General features: G+C 32.9%; 11 protein-coding genes. 5 read left to right on the forward strand and 6 right to left on the reverse strand.

What is annotated here, in order from left to right; genetic code table 11:
• The first annotated feature begins 80 nt into the window (after window positions 1-80).
• The 5 genes from JBKA6_RS01110 to JBKA6_RS01130 all read left to right on the forward strand — a co-directional run bounded on the left by JBKA6_RS01110 (window position 81) and on the right by JBKA6_RS01130 (window position 9,387).
• Window positions 81-2,909: a TonB-dependent receptor gene (locus tag JBKA6_RS01110; protein WP_096684981.1), complete on the forward strand. Its 2,829-nt coding sequence runs from the start codon at window positions 81-83 to the stop codon at window positions 2,907-2,909.
• 71 nt (window positions 2,910-2,980) lie between these two features.
• Window positions 2,981-3,373: a carboxypeptidase-like regulatory domain-containing protein gene (locus JBKA6_RS01115; protein WP_096684984.1), complete on the forward strand. Its 393-nt coding sequence runs from the start codon at window positions 2,981-2,983 to the stop codon at window positions 3,371-3,373.
• A 28-nt stretch (window positions 3,374-3,401) separates the two neighbouring features.
• The gene (locus JBKA6_RS01120; RefSeq protein ID WP_157776859.1) at window positions 3,402-5,807 is read left to right on the forward strand and encodes a TonB-dependent receptor plug domain-containing protein; all 2,406 of its coding nucleotides are present in this window, start codon (window positions 3,402-3,404) and stop codon (window positions 5,805-5,807) included.
• A 67-nt stretch (window positions 5,808-5,874) separates the two neighbouring features.
• On the forward strand, window positions 5,875-7,794 hold the full coding sequence (locus JBKA6_RS01125) for an alanine/glycine:cation symporter family protein (RefSeq protein ID WP_096684989.1): 1,920 nt from the start codon (window positions 5,875-5,877) through the stop codon (window positions 7,792-7,794).
• An 81-nt stretch (window positions 7,795-7,875) separates the two neighbouring features.
• A complete protein-coding gene (locus tag JBKA6_RS01130) occupies window positions 7,876-9,387 on the forward strand; it encodes an OstA-like protein (protein WP_096684992.1) in 1,512 nt (503 codons plus the stop codon).
• A gap of 28 nt (window positions 9,388-9,415) precedes the next feature.
• On the opposite strand, the gene lon is transcribed toward JBKA6_RS01130, so the two are convergent.
• The 6 genes from lon to JBKA6_RS01160 all read right to left on the reverse strand — a co-directional run bounded on the left by lon (window position 9,416) and on the right by JBKA6_RS01160 (window position 15,278).
• Window positions 9,416-11,845, reverse strand: a complete 2,430-nt coding sequence (gene lon / locus JBKA6_RS01135) for an endopeptidase La (protein WP_096684995.1) — start codon at window positions 11,843-11,845, stop codon at window positions 9,416-9,418.
• 113 nt (window positions 11,846-11,958) lie between these two features.
• A complete protein-coding gene (locus JBKA6_RS01140) occupies window positions 11,959-12,192 on the reverse strand; it encodes a hypothetical protein (protein ID WP_096684997.1) in 234 nt (77 codons plus the stop codon).
• Window positions 12,161-13,513 (reverse strand): MATE family efflux transporter, encoded by a 1,353-nt coding sequence (locus JBKA6_RS01145; RefSeq protein ID WP_096684999.1) that lies wholly within the window; start codon window positions 13,511-13,513, stop codon window positions 12,161-12,163. The genes JBKA6_RS01140 and JBKA6_RS01145 overlap by 32 nt, the downstream gene beginning before the upstream one ends.
• A 76-nt stretch (window positions 13,514-13,589) precedes the next feature.
• On the reverse strand, window positions 13,590-14,384 hold the full coding sequence (locus JBKA6_RS01150; protein ID WP_096685001.1) for a hypothetical protein: 795 nt from the start codon (window positions 14,382-14,384) through the stop codon (window positions 13,590-13,592).
• A 22-nt stretch (window positions 14,385-14,406) separates the two neighbouring features.
• Window positions 14,407-14,880: a CvpA family protein gene (locus JBKA6_RS01155; RefSeq protein ID WP_096685003.1), complete on the reverse strand. Its 474-nt coding sequence runs from the start codon at window positions 14,878-14,880 to the stop codon at window positions 14,407-14,409.
• Window positions 14,881-14,939: 59 nt separating this feature from the next.
• Window positions 14,940-15,278: a MerR family transcriptional regulator gene (locus JBKA6_RS01160; protein ID WP_096685005.1), complete on the reverse strand. Its 339-nt coding sequence runs from the start codon at window positions 15,276-15,278 to the stop codon at window positions 14,940-14,942.
• Between the last annotated feature and the right edge of the window lie 3 nt (window positions 15,279-15,281).

Raw genomic sequence — 15,281 nt, forward strand, 5'->3', positions numbered from 1 at the left:
AACAAAATTCAATATTTTTTTTACATAGAAAAAAAAACTATTTTAGCCACCTCAGTTCAATAACAAAAACAAGAATATTTATGAAATTACCTTTAAAACATTATCATTTCTGCCTGCTGATTCTCGCTGGCATTTCTTTACTACTTAATTCGAATGCGTATTCTCAAAATTCTATTTCTGGTACTGTTACAGACGATTCTGGTGAATTGATATCTGGAGCTTCTGTAAAAGTAGAAGGTGGCACGATTGGCACTACTACAGATTTAGACGGTATTTTTTCTCTAAAGGATCTCCCAAATGGAAAGGTCAAACTAGTATTTAGTTATGTAGGGTATAGTAGCCAAGGTGTTGAGTATGACCTCAATGGCGATTTGAGTGGAGTTAAAATAACCTTAGAAAAAGGCGTAGAATTAGAACAGATGGTTTTGGTTGGAGATAGAGCCAAGCCTAGAACAGCTTTTAATGCCCCAGTTCCCATAGATAATATATCTCTATCTGGAGTTAGAGAAGTAGCTACGCCATCACTAGATATGCAATTATCTAAAGTAGTTCCTTCATATACTTCTACACAGACCTTTGTGGCTGATGCAACAGCTTTTCACAATCCAGTAGGACTTAGAGGATTGTTTCAATCAAGAGTGTTAGTATTAGTAAATGGAAAGAGAAAAAACCACTCTGCTTTTATAGACGCAATGGAAGGGCCTGGTAGAAGTGAAGTAGGGGTAGACATGAACTCTATAGCTTCATCTGCAATAGAAAGGGTAGAAATATTGAGAGATGGAGCTGCTGCACAATATGGTTCTGACGCTATGTCTGGGGTTATTAACATAGTGTTAAAAAAATCTACAAAGCCATATATAAAAGCGCAGTACGGGATTACGCAAATGGGAGACGGCCAAACTAGAATGCTTTCTACTGGATTTGGAAAGAGCACAGCAAATATGTATGCAAATTTTTCTGTAGCATATTCAAAGCAAGAGTTAACTAATAGAGCTGGAGATGTAGATCCTTATCTTGAATACGATATTTTCGAGACGAACTTTGGTAATTTTTATCTTAAAGGGTATAGAGAAAAACTAGCTGAAGAAATTGCCAAATTAGGGGGAGACACTTCAGAAAATAAAGAGCAAGCAATTAAGAATGTAAAAGAATTTTATACAAAAGACGGAAAATTTGACGAAACAAAAATTACAGATGATGGAAAAGACATGTTTAAAAAGAATCCTAAGGCAGGTTTTAAAGTAGGCCTTCCTAATCAACAGACAGGGAATTTTGTATTTAATTTTGGATATACTTTGGATAAACCCTCTCAAACTAAGTTATACTCTTTTGGAACGTATATGTACAGAAGCGGGTCTGCTCCTCAATATGCTAGAACCAGATACTGGAAGGATAACATAATGAGAGCATTTGATAATGCTTATAGAGATCAGTACTATTTTCATCCTATGATGACTCCAGGCATATCTGATAAAACCATTACGTTAGGACTGTCCTCTACTTATAATAATTGGAATATAGATTTGAGTAGCACTTATGGTGGAAATAGGGTAGACTACAACATTGTAGATAGTTATAATATAGGATTAGAAACTCCTTCGGGAAAAGAAGAGATAAGTCCTACTAATTTCTACATAGGCGCTAATGAATTCAATCATGTTGTAAATAATTTTCTTTTGTCTAGAGTATTTGAAGACGTAATAGGAATGAGTTCTATTTCTGTATCTATGGGGATGGAACAAAGATTTGAAGAATATTTATCTGAAAAAGGAGAAAAAAAATCTTATATAGCCTCTGGCTCCGAATCTTATAGAGGTATAATGTTGGACTTCAATAAAAAGAGGTCTAATTTTGGAGTATTCGCTGAATCTACTTTAGATATAACGGATGATTTTCTAATTGGATTTGCGGGAAGATATGAAAATTACTCTGACTTTGGGAATAATTTCAGCTGGAAGGCAAACACCAGATATAAGCCTATAGATGAGATTTCATTTAGAGGGTCGTTTAGTACTGGTTTTAAGGCTCCTACACTTCATCAGAAATACTATCAAGCAGGAACAACTCTAATCTTAGATGGTCAGCTAACCGATGTATTTAGTTTAAATACAGAACATATGTTTTTGGAGAGAATAGGAATTCCAAGATTAAATCCTGAAAAATCTATGAATGTATCAGTGGGTGCTGGCTTTAAAGTACCTGATGTGTTTACTCTAACAATCGATGGATATATGATAGATATAGACGATAGAATAGTGTTCTCAAATACAATACGTAGTAAAGCTGTGAAAGATGGAACAGATTTAAAAAGATATTTAGAAGAATATGATCTAGCCTCAGCTCAATTTTTCTTGAATGCTTTGCATACTAGGACTTTTGGTGTAGATTTGGTTATGTCTATGAATAAAAAAAAGTTACCTATAGGTAATATTTATGGTAGATTAGGATTTAATTTTAATAGAACTCGAATAGTAAAAGAAAAGCTTCCAGAAGTCATAGAAAATTCAGAAAATAAAATGGAGTTTTTTAGTTTGTCTGACAGAAGTAGAATAGAGACCTCTGTTCCTAATTTTAAAGGGAATATATCTCTCACATATGAATTATCCCCTTTGAGTTTTACTGTTGATGCTAATTATGTCGGGCCTGTATCTTGGGACTACCCAAAAGATAGAGACAAGTTTGACTATACCATGTCCCAAAAGGTATTTTTTGACCTTAATATAGATTGGGAATTGATAGATAATCTGAACTTATCTGTTGGGGTTGTAAATGTATTAGACACTTATCCAGATGAATTGAAAAAGGATGATAGGTATAGTTTAGCAGGAAGGCTTAAGTATACAAATAATACAGGACAGGCTAATATAATGGGTAGACAATTCTTGGCTGGATTAAAGTACAGTTTATAGGATATAATTAGATTCTCTTAAATCAGCTAAGATTATAAATACATCAAACTAATTTTTTTTAAAATTATATAATGATAAAATCATCTTTTAAAAAGGCTTTTGTATCTACGGTTCTAGGTTTAGTAAGCATTGTCTTATTTTCCTCGAGTGCGTATTCTCAGAACAGTAAATCTGTCTCTGGAGTTGTGACAGATGACTCTGGAGAATCGATATTAGGGGTTTCCGTATATATAGAAGGTACTGAAATGGGAACCACCACAGATTTAGATGGAATGTTCTATTTGAAAGATCTCCCAGATGAAAAAACAGTATTAATCTTTAGCCATGAAGAGTACACTGCGGTATCTAAAGAGCTTGATATGGATAAAAATTTAGATAGTCTTAAAATTATTTTGAATAAAGTGATAGAATTAAACGAGATGGTTTTAACAGGAGATAGAGTTAAATCCAGAACTTCTTATTAATGCTGCAGTTCCTATAGATAATTTAAAATTGTCTGAAGTTGTAGAATCTGTAACGCCATCTTTAGATTTGCAGTTATCTAAAATTGTGCCTTCATATCACGCTATACAGCCTTTTGTATCTGATGCGACAGCCTTTTACAACCCAGCTGGATTAAGGGGATTATTCCAATCTAGAGTACTAGTATTGGTCAATGGAAAGAGAAAGAATCATTCTGCTTTTGTAGATTTTTATGAAGGTTCTAGTAAAAGTGAAGTAGGGGTAGACATGAGTTCTATCCCTTCATCTGCTATAGACAGGGTTGAGGTTTTAAGAGATGGCGCTGCAGCTCAATACGGTTCTGATGCTATATCAGGAGTAATTAATATCATATTGAAAAAGTCTACAAGGCCATATGTAAAAGCCGATTATAGTAATACTACAGAGGGAGATGGTGAAAATCAAACTCTGTCTGCAGGCTTTGGTAAAAGCACAGAGGATTTCTATACTAATTTTTCCGTTTTTTTGTCGAGACAAGGGGCGACTAATAGGGCTGGAAATGTAGACCCTTATCTAGAGTATGATATTTTTGGAGAAAATTTCGGCAAATTTTACCTAAAAGACTACGAAGAAAAACTGGAAAATGAAGTAAATAGATTAGGAGCAGATAAGAGAAAAGAGGCTATTGCTAATCTTAAAGAAGAATATACTAAAAAGGGGAAATTCGATCCAGATAAAATAACCGACAGAGGCGAGAGTATGTTCCATTTTTTTCCTAGAGCGGGAAGTGTAGTGGGCATGGCGAGTCAAGAGACAGGAAGTTTTGTGTTCAATGGGGGATATGTTTTGGATAAACCCTCCGAAACAAAACTTTATTCCTTTGGAACTTATACTGCTAGAAGCGGTTCTTCTCCACAGTATACTAGAACTGTATATTGGAATTCTGCCATATCCAAGGCCTTTGAAAATACTTACAAGGGTAAATTCTTTTTTAATCCCATGATGGAACCTAAAATATCTGATAAAACATTGACACTAGGCTTATCCTCTACTTATAAAGAATGGAATATAGACTTGAGTAGCACTTACGGTGCAAACAGAATAGATTATAACATTACTAACAGTTATAATGTAGGACTGGGAGTTGATAATAATAATGATGCTTTAAAAAAGATGAGTCCCACTGATTTCTATATAGGAGCACATGAGTTTAATCACATTGTTAACAATGCTCTTCTCTCTAGAGTATATGACGATTTAATGGATATCCATTCTATTTCGCTGTTGATTGGAATGGAACAGAGGTTTGAACAATATTTGTCTGAAAAAGGGGATCCTGAATCGTATTTAGCCTCTGGAGCTGAATCTTTTAAAGGTATTTCATTGGACTATAACAAACACCGATCAAATTTTGGGATATTTGCAGAGTCTACGATAGATATAACAGATAATTTATTAATTGGAGCCGCAGGTAGATATGAAGAATATTCAGACTTTGGAAATAATTTTAGTTGGAAATTTAATACTAGGTATAAACCCATAGATGAGATTGCACTGAGAGGGGCGGTTAGTACTGGTTTTAGAGCACCTACACTTCATCAAAAGCATTATCAGACGAGCACAACAGTTCTTCTAGATAAAAAATTATTTGAAATTTCTAAATTGGACTCCGAGCATGAGTTTTTAAGAAAGATAGGAGTGCCTAAATTAACTGCCGAAAAATCTGTTAACTTATCATTAGGAGTCGGATTCAAAATATTTGATATGTTTGTCCTAACAATAGATGCTTACATGATAGATCTAAAGGATAGAGTGATAATGTCCAATACTATAGAAAGTGAGAAGGTAGATAATGGCACTGTATTGAAAAATAATTTAATTGAATATAATTTAAAATCAGCTCAATTTTTTCTCAATGCTTTGAGGACTAGAACAAAAGGAGTAGATGTAGTACTATCTATAAATAGAAAAACATTTACAATGGGTAGTATTCATGGAAGGATAGGGTTTAACTTCAATAAAACTGATGTAACAAAAGTAAAATTACCAGAGGTTATAGAAAGTTCTTCACAACAGAATGCACTCTTTGATAATTCTGATAGAAGTAGAATAGAAAATTCTTTGCCAAACACTAAGGCTAATGCTTCTATTACATACGATTTATACCCCATAAGCCTTACAGCTGATGCTAACTATGTGGGATCTGTATCTTGGAAACATCCCGATGGCACAACGAGATTTAAATTATCGCCAAAAGTATTTTTTAACTTCAAAGCTAATTTTGAGTTGATAGGCAATCTAAATCTAACTTTGGGTGTTGTAAACATATTTGACAACTATCCAGACAAATATGATACGAGCTATAGTGAGACTAATTCTGGACGATTTGTCTATAATATGAATCAGTCTAATTTGATGGGGAGACAGCATTTTATCAGTTTAAAATATAATTTGTAATACTTACAAAAGTAATTGTTAAATTTGCCATAATTATTTACAACTAAATTTTCTAGTAATAAAAAAAATGAATAAAACACTCCTCCTTGTCTTAATAGTTGCTTTTTTTTCTTTTGCGCATAACTTTAGCTTAGCACAGAATAACGCAGAAGTCTTAGAAGACACTCTCGAACAAAGCGACACCAAATCCATATCATCAGATGATGATAACAATCATGGTTCTCATTCTGAGACACAAACCCGTGAAGGATCATTAGACGATGTTACATCTGATACACAACAGAGTAAAGAAGAGGAGTCTTTAGGCGACAAAATAGAATCCGTATTTGCTCCTATAGTAGAGGTAATGCAGGAGGTGTTTTTTTGGGATCCTCTGAGTTTTTTAGGGTTATACGATCCTATTGTTTACGATGAACATGGAAAAGTAGTAATAGATAATATATTCTCAGGCACGGTTAATGCCAATGCTAATTCTCATGAAATAGAAGGTAATGGCACTAACTTTCTAGAGTTAAGCGAGGGTGACAATATAGTTTTAGGTGGAAATTTATACGAAATTGAAAAAATCTTAAATGATAAATCACTAACACTTAAATCTCCTGTTTTAAGCTCAGTAGAACACGAAAATTTTGGATTTGCAAAGAAAACTGTTGTGCCTATTATTCTTTTATGGTTGGTATTTGCTGCGGTATTTTTCACTATTAGATTAGGTTTCATAAACTTGCGTGGAATGAGACACGCTTTAGATTTATTGAGAGGAAAATACGAAAATCCAGATGATAAAGGTGAAGTATCTCCTTTCCAGGCTCTAGCTACTGCCTTATCTGGAACTGTAGGTTTAGGTAACATAGCTGGGGTTGCAATTGCTGTATCTGTAGGAGGGCCAGGAGCTACATTTTGGATGATAGCAATGGGTATGTTAGGTATGGCATTGAAATTTGCTGAATGTATGTTAGGTGTAAAATATAGGGTTATTACTGATGGAGTAGTGAATGGAGGGCCGATGTATTACATAAGTAAGGGATTGGAGAATAGAAATTTCCCTTTAACGGGTAAAGCCATGGCCGTAGTATTTTCTATACTGGCTGTAATAACATCTTTTGGTGGTGGAAATATGTTTCAAGCTAACCAGGCGTTTGCCCAGTTGGCAAATAAATTTCCTCAAATGGAAGATTATGGAGTAGTTTTTGGAATAGGATTGGCGTTATTAATAGGTGTAGTTATTTTAGGAGGAATAAAGAGTATAGCAAAAGTTACTGAAAAAATAGTTCCTTTTATGGCTGGTTTCTACATGCTGGTATCTTTTGTAATTATTCTAGCCCACTATGATAATATATGGAGTTCTTTCATTTTAATATTCGAACAAGCATTCAATGCGGACTCTATGAAAGGAGGGTTTATCGGAGTAATGGTAGTTGGATTTCAAAGGGCAGCTTTTTCTAACGAAGCAGGGGTAGGGTCTGCTCCTATAGCACATTCCGCTGTAAAGACAGAAGAGCCAGTAAGTGAAGGAGTAGTAGCTTTATTAGAGCCGTTTATAGATACAGTAATTATATGTACTACAACAGCTTTGGTTATAATCATAACTGGCAGACATGAGGTCGTAGGATTAGAAGGAGTAGAACTCACATCTTCTGCCTTTGAAAGTGTGTTTCCTTGGTTTTCATATGCTCTGATTATAGTAATATTTTTATTTGCATTCTCTACCGCTATATCTTGGTCGTACTACGGGTTAAAAGCATGGACATATCTATTTGGAACTGGTGTTGTTTCTGAATCCATATATAAATCTATATTTTTGATATTTATAGTGATAGGATCATCTTCTTCTATAAAGTATGTATTGGCCTTTTCTGATATAGTACAACTTTTAATGAGTGTTCCAAATATTATTGGGTTGCTTATCTTATCCAATGAAATAAATAGGGATAAGATATCTTACTTTTTAAGAGTTAAATCAGGAGAAATCAAGAGATTTAAAAAATAATAAAATAAAAATTCTCATCTGATTTGTATTACAAGGAAATATCATATTTTTTTCATCCTATGTATTAGCCCTTTTATATTATTGTCACAGAGCAATATTCCTGCAAAGACTAATAATATTTCTGAATCGAAATCACAAATATTATTACTGAATGCAGATAGCATGATAGGCAGTAAAGATCTGGATATACAAAGGCTAATAGGTAATGTAAAGTTTTCTCATGAAGGCTCCATTATGGATTGTGATAGTGCTCATTTCGACACTAAAAGCAATATAATGAGAGCTTTTTCTAATGTGGTAATAAATCAAGGAGATTCTGTCTTTGCTTACAGCGATTACGCTTTTTACGAGGGAGACAAATCTTTAGCCAAACTCTATGAAAACGTAAAATTAAAAACTCATACCTTAAGTGAATTAACCACAGACTCTCTCTTTTTTGATAGAAAAAAACAAGAGGCTTTTTATCTAAATGGCGGTCATTTAAAAGATAGCTTAAACACTTTAGTTAGTAAAGAAGGGTACTACTATATGGAAAGAAAAAAAATAGCGTTTTTTAAAGATATAGTACTCAAAAATAATGATGGATATACTATGTATTCTGACACAGTATATCACGATATAGCACAAAAGAATATAACTGTTTGTGGTCCATCGAAAATAGAGAATAAAGACGGAGATATAAATTTTATTTACGGCATTTATAACACTTCTGAAAACACAGCCTTTTTTGATAAAAGGCCAATTTTAAAATACGATAATAGAACTCTAGAGGCCGATAGTCTCATCTATAATAGGGAGACGGAACACTCTACTTATATGGGGAATGTAGAAATAATAGACACTATTAATTCTGTGATAATAAATTCTGAAAGAGTTGATGTATTTAATAAATTAGATTCCTGTGCGGTTACCATCAACCCAATGGTGACGTTTATTCTAAAAGAAGATTCTCTCTTTATGCATTCGGACAAAATAATAGTAAAAGGAGATAGTATTGGAAATAAGTTATTAAGGGCTTTTAATAATGTTAAATTCTATAAAGATGATCTTCAGGGTAAATGTGATTCCGTATCTTTTCGAGAGAGTAATAGAACTCTAAACATGGAAGTAGATCCGGTGATATGGGCAGATGAATATCAACTAACCGCAGATAGAATATCTATTAAAATAGATGAAAAAACAGATAAATTAGATTCAATAAAGATGTTAGAAAATTCATTTATAGTATCTAAACAAGAGGATGATAGATTCAATCAAATAAAAGGGAAAAACATGTATGGAAGTTTTAGAGATAATCAATTGTACAAACTATTCATAGATGGAAATAGCCAATCTCTATATTACTTGAAAGATGAACAAGAGAATTTATTGGGTGTTGACAAATCTAATTCGGTCTATATAAATATTACTTTTCAGGAGAATAAACTATCGAGTATATCCTATATAAAAGATGTCGACAGCAAAGTATTCCCAATAGATAAAATTCCTATTAATGCTAGAAAATTGAGGAATTTCATTTGGAAAGAAAATGAGCGACCAAAATCAAAAGTAGATATTTTCAAAAAAGACACTTTGCAGTTAAAAAACGAATAAGTATCTCCTTACAGAGATACTATTTTATCTAAAGCTCCTTGGCGTTTTTAACTTTTCTTTTCAAGAGGGCTATATCTATGACTTCACTCATTTCATCTACATAGTGAAATTTTAGTCCCTTTAAATAGAATTCTTTTATTCTTTCTATATCTTTTTTATTGTCTTTGCAAAGTATAATATCTTTTATGCCAGCTCTTTTAGCTGCTAAAATCTTCTCTTTTATACCTCCTACTGGTAAGACCTTACCTCTCAAGGTAATTTCTCCAGTCATGGCCAATTGTGATTTGACCTTTCTTTGAGAAAATAGAGACATTAAAGATGTCAATAAGGTAATACCTGCTGAAGGGCCCTCTTTAGGAATAGCTCCTTCTGGCACATGTATATGTATATCGTATTTGGAAAATAATTCTGAATCTATGCCAAAGTTATCTGAGTTTGATTTGATATATTGAAGAGCTATAGTGGCAGATTCTTTCATAACATCGCCTAAATTTCCAGTAATGCTTAGCTTCCCTTTGCCTTTCGATAAACTGGATTCTATAAATAGAATATCTCCTCCGACCGAACTCCAAGTCAGCCCTGTGACTACCCCAGCTATTTCATTATCTTGATACTTATCTCTATTTAAACTCGAAGGACCTAAAATTTTATTTATATCCTCTACAGATACATTCACATTATACTCCTCATCAGAGGCTATGTGTTTTGCAATACTACGAGCTATTTTAGCTATTTTCTTCTCTAGGTTTCTAACTCCAGATTCCCTAGTATACCCATCGATAATAGCTTCAAATTCCTTTTCCTTTATATTTAGCTGTCCCTTTTTAAGACCGTGCTCTTTTATCTGTTTTGGAAGTAAATGTTTTTTTGCTATCTCTATTTTTTCTTCTACAGTATATCCGTTTACGTCTATGATTTCCATCCTATCTAAAAGGGCAGGGTGGATACTAGATAAATCATTAGCCGTAGCGATAAATAAAACCTTAGATAAATCGTAACCTACTTCTAAAAAATTATCGTAAAAATCACTGTTTTGCTCTGGATCTAGAACCTCTAATAAGGCAGAAGAGGGATCTCCGTTATGGCTAGCGGATAATTTGTCTATCTCGTCTAAAACAAATACAGGGTTTGAAGTCTTAGCCTTTTTTATGGATTGAATTATTCTTCCTGGCATAGCTCCTATATAGGTCTTCCTATGTCCTCTTATCTCTGCCTCATCTCTTAGACCACCTAAAGACATTCTGGCATATTTCCTTCCTAAAGCAGTAGCTACAGATTTACCCAAAGAAGTCTTTCCAACACCTGGAGGACCATATAGACAGAGTATAGGTGATCTCATATCTCCTTTTAATTTTATCACTGCCATGTATTCTATAATCCTATCTTTTACATCTTCTAAGCCGTAGTGATTCTTATCTAATATCTTTTGTGATTTAGATAGATTGAAGCTATCTTTTGAGTATTTCTCCCAAGGGAGATCTAATAGAGTCTCTAAATAATTTCTCTGTATAGAATGTTCACTTATATGTGGATTCATCCTCTGATATTTAGATAATTCTTTATCGAATAACTCTTCTATTTTTGGGCTCCATTTCTTTTTTTTAGCTCTATTGGATAGTTCTTCTATCTCTAAATCGTAAGAAGGGACCCCCAACTCTTCTTGAATGGTCTTCATCTCTTGATGAAGTAAGTATTCCTTATGTTGTTGATCTAAATCGACCTTTACTTTTTTCTGAATTTTATTTTTCAGTTTTATCTTTTGTAATTCAATATCTAAAGTCTTCATTATCTTCATGGCACGAGTCCTTATATTAGACTCTTCCAAGAATTTTTGCTTTTCAGATACAGACATTATTATACTAGATGTGATAAAATTTATCAAAAAAGTATCATTCTCTATATTTTTTACTGTCAAGGTGGCTTCAGTAGGGATATTAGGGTCTTCTCTTATAACTTGTAAGGAGAGATCTTTTATAGCATCTATCATTGCTACAAATTCTTTGGTCCTCTTAAATACTGGCTCTTTTATAATTTCTATATCTGCTCGCAGATAAGGCTTTTTGCTCAATATTTTTTTTATCCTGAATCTTCTTCTTCCCTGAAGTATAGCTGTGGTATTGCCGTTTGGCATCTTAAAAATTTTGATGATTTTCGCAATAGCTCCTACTTCATACAAATCTTCAATATTAGGATTTGTTATATCTACACTTCTCTGTGCGACTACACCTATGAATTTTTCACCTTTATTGGCGTCATCTAGCAACTGAATAGACTTATCTCTCCCTGCAGTTACAGGCGATATAACACTTGGGAATAACACCATATTTCGCAGCGGCAATATAGGTAAACTCTCAGGGAGGCTATCTATATTAGTGCTCTCATCATCTCCATTACCAATAAGGGGAATAAAACTCACGTCTTCATCAGAAAGACTAAAACTTATTTTATCGAAATTCATATTAATTTTTTATGCTGTCACAATCGACATATCTGACAAAGATACAATCGTTTTGATCATGTTTTAGATGAATATGTGTATAATACACAGCAATTAGTATGCCAATAATTCAATCACTTGTCGTATTCAGACATTTCTGAATCGTAAAAAGCTTGCGCCTCCTCTATCAAGGAGCTTAACTCTTGGGTGATATTTTCCTTATCCTCATCTTCTATATCGTCATCGTCCAAGATGATTTCATCATTAGATATGTCATATATAAATCTAGGATACTCTGTATGTACCACATAGATACTATCTGGATAATTAGAGTTATCAGCTAACAAAAACTTTGGCACTTGGTTCATTTGTTGTCATTTTATAAAATCGGTGTATAAATACAATAGCTAAAATACTTAAGCCTATGCTAATGGCGATCCAGATACCTTCTATTCCAAAGCCCATAGTAATCCCTAGAATATAGGCCAATGGTATGGTGATAAACCAATAAGCTATGAATGTAAAACAAGTAGGGATAAAGACATCTTGCATACCTCTTAAAGCTCCTAATGCAACGACTTGTAAGCCATCTGTAATTTGGAATACAGCAACTATTATCAGCAGTGAAGATGCTATTTTGATAACTTCAATATCAGCTATGTAAAATATAGGCAGAAAATCCCTAAATATAAAAAACACTAAGGCGAAAAAGGTCATTAGAAAAAATGTCATCAAGAGACAAGACATACCCATAATTCGCATACAATACTTGTTATCCTTTCCTTTTTGATTAGCTACTCTAATGCTAGCTGCTGCAGAAACTCCTGTTATTACTAAAAAACTTATAGACGCCAAGTTCAAAGCTATTTGGTGTGCGGCTATGTATTTTGCTCCTAAAAATCCCGCTATGAAAGTACAGCTGGCAAAAGCGCCTACTTCGAATAGCATTTGTAACCCTATGGGGACGCCTACTTTTATTATCCTGATAAATATATCTCTGCTGTATGTGCTAAAGGTTATAAAAACAGTATATGATCTAAAATGTTTTTGATTGTAGATTATAATCAACATAGATGCCAGGGTGAATATTCTAGCTATTAGGGTGCCATATCCGGCTCCTTCTATACCTAATTCAGGCATTCCAAGATTTCCAAAAATCAGACCATAATTAAAAATGATATTTGCCAAATTACCTACCAAACTCGCATTCATAGCCGGTTTAGTATTTGCTAAACCTTCTGCAAACTGCTTTAAAGTCTGAAAGATCATCATTGGCATAATGGAGATGGATAATATCACCAAATAAGGAATCGTCAGTTCTATTACTCTTTCTGGTTGATCGAAATATTTTAACATAGGTACTAAGCACAACAGCACCGAAATCATAAATAGAGCTAAAAAAATATTTAATATTAAACTGTGTTGAAAGACCTTAGCCCCTTCTTTTAAAGAGCCTCTGCCATCGAATTCTGCTACTATTGGAGTAATTGCCGAGGATACGCCCAGCCCAAATACATATACTGCTAAAAACACTCCATTAGCCAAGGATGAAGCAGCTAAGTTTTCAGCTCCCAGACGCCCTATCATCAGATTGTCTGTTAGAGATAGGATGACATATCCAAGTTGCCCTATTATGATTGGATATGCTATTTTGAGATTATTTTTGAATTCAGATGTGTATTTCCTCATATTAAAATGAGGGCAAATATAATTATTAATTGTTCTCTTCTCAAGCCCTAAATCTATAATCTACTATTTAAGACTTTTAAATAAAAGAGAAATAAATGCTTATTAACAAACTGTGCTGAGCGTATTTTACTGGATCGTATTTTATGGGTTTGTTGGAATCATAACTCGTGTAATTCCAAAAATAAGATAGTCCTATTTTATTTCCATTTTCTAGGTTATAAAACAATTCTATTTCACTTCTAGTTTGAATACTTTCATTTATAAAGGAGAATTTGCTCTGACCTATTATCTTATTTTTATTTGATATTATTCCACTGTAAAGTGGTCTTAACATATGAGTTAATAAACTTATATCCACGGCCCATACAAATGTTAGAGGAGCAGAAAAAAAGGAAAAGTTATACTCAATAAGATTACTTATAGACAAATCTGAAATTATAGAATAAGCTATTGAATTGTTAGAATTCTTAAATTTTGTGATAGTGTTGAGATAAAATTTATTATTTGTAGAAGCTCCTAAAAAATAATTTACATCACTAAAAGAGCTTATATGCATAACAAATTGGTTCCTGAGATACATTTGATAAAAGTCTATGTCTATTGACCAAATATTGGGAAAAAGTTTTTTTTCATTATAGAATCCCTTATCTGCGTAGAATAGAGTTTTGTATTTTGAGACATTAGTTTGATAAAAATATCCTAGTCCGCCAGAGGTGGAAATTCCAGTATATATCTGAGATGAAAAATTTTTATCTATTAGAGTGTGTAAGCCTGAACCTATGTCTAACTTAAGTATATGAGAGCTCTTTTGAGAAAAAGAGCTTAGGCTAAAAACACAAACAAGTAAAGCTGATAAGCAATATCTAATCATTTACAGTATGATTTCAAAAGATTTAATAAAATTTTGTCATAACCCCATTGCCATAATTCAATATTACTTCTGCCAATTTTGATCCTTCAAAAATATTCTTTTCGAAGAAAAAAAAGTTGTCGTTTATATTCTTACAAACGTATAAAATACTAAATGTTATGACAGCCATTTTTATAAATCCAAAGATTCCCCCAAATACTCTATTGATAATATTTAAAGAAATAATCTTAATTATTTTATTCAAAATATTACCGAAAATATTCACACATAATACAACAGTGACAAAAGTTATGGAAAATGATACTATATCTAAATATGCCTCATCTACTGAAAACTCTTTGAGGATCTCTAGACTGTAATGAGAAAAATAAATAGATATGTATACACCTAAAAATAAAGCTGCCAAAGATGTCAACTCTAATATCAATCCGTTGTAAAGACCTCTAATAAACCCATAAGAGAGTACTCCGATAATTACAATATCTATATAGCTCAATTGGTATTTAAGATATTAATAATGTTAATAAATAGGTGTTCCACCTGAAATAATATGATTTATAAATCATCTTTTACTGCTTTTAATTTTAACAGTCTACTTTTAATATTTTCTAACTTTTTTATGAGTTGATAATTAGACAAGCTTACCTCTTTTTCATTTTTCAATTTCTCCTTTGCCCCTTCTATAGTATAACCTTTGACCTTTAACAAATCATATATAAAAGCTATATTATCTATATCCTTACTGGTGAAATATCTGTTGCCTTTTTGATTTCTTTTGGGATTTATCTCTTCGAATTCTTTTTCCCAGAATCTAATCAAAGAGATATTCACATTAAAATAATCGGCCACTTCACTTATAGTGTAATACAGTTTTTTTGGCAATTTCCCTTTCATATC

The sequence above is a fragment of the Ichthyobacterium seriolicida genome (assembly GCF_002369955.1).
Lineage (GTDB): Bacteria > Bacteroidota > Bacteroidia > Flavobacteriales > Ichthyobacteriaceae > Ichthyobacterium > Ichthyobacterium seriolicida.

Excerpts from the sequence above, each read along its gene's own strand:
- JBKA6_RS01110 (WP_096684981.1), top strand. The coding sequence starts at position 81 with ATGAAATTACCTTTAAAACATTATCATTTCTGCCTGCTGATTCTCGCT.
- JBKA6_RS01115 (WP_096684984.1), top strand. The coding sequence starts at position 2,981 with ATGATAAAATCATCTTTTAAAAAGGCTTTTGTATCTACGGTTCTAGGT.
- JBKA6_RS01125 (WP_096684989.1), top strand. The coding sequence starts at position 5,875 with ATGAATAAAACACTCCTCCTTGTCTTAATAGTTGCTTTTTTTTCTTTT.
- lon (WP_096684995.1), bottom strand. The coding sequence starts at position 11,845 with ATGAATTTCGATAAAATAAGTTTTAGTCTTTCTGATGAAGACGTGAGT.
- JBKA6_RS01140 (WP_096684997.1), bottom strand. The coding sequence starts at position 12,192 with ATGAACCAAGTGCCAAAGTTTTTGTTAGCTGATAACTCTAATTATCCA.
- JBKA6_RS01145 (WP_096684999.1), bottom strand. The coding sequence starts at position 13,513 with ATGAGGAAATACACATCTGAATTCAAAAATAATCTCAAAATAGCATAT.
- JBKA6_RS01150 (WP_096685001.1), bottom strand. The coding sequence starts at position 14,384 with ATGATTAGATATTGCTTATCAGCTTTACTTGTTTGTGTTTTTAGCCTA.
- JBKA6_RS01160 (WP_096685005.1), bottom strand. The coding sequence starts at position 15,278 with ATGAAAGGGAAATTGCCAAAAAAACTGTATTACACTATAAGTGAAGTG.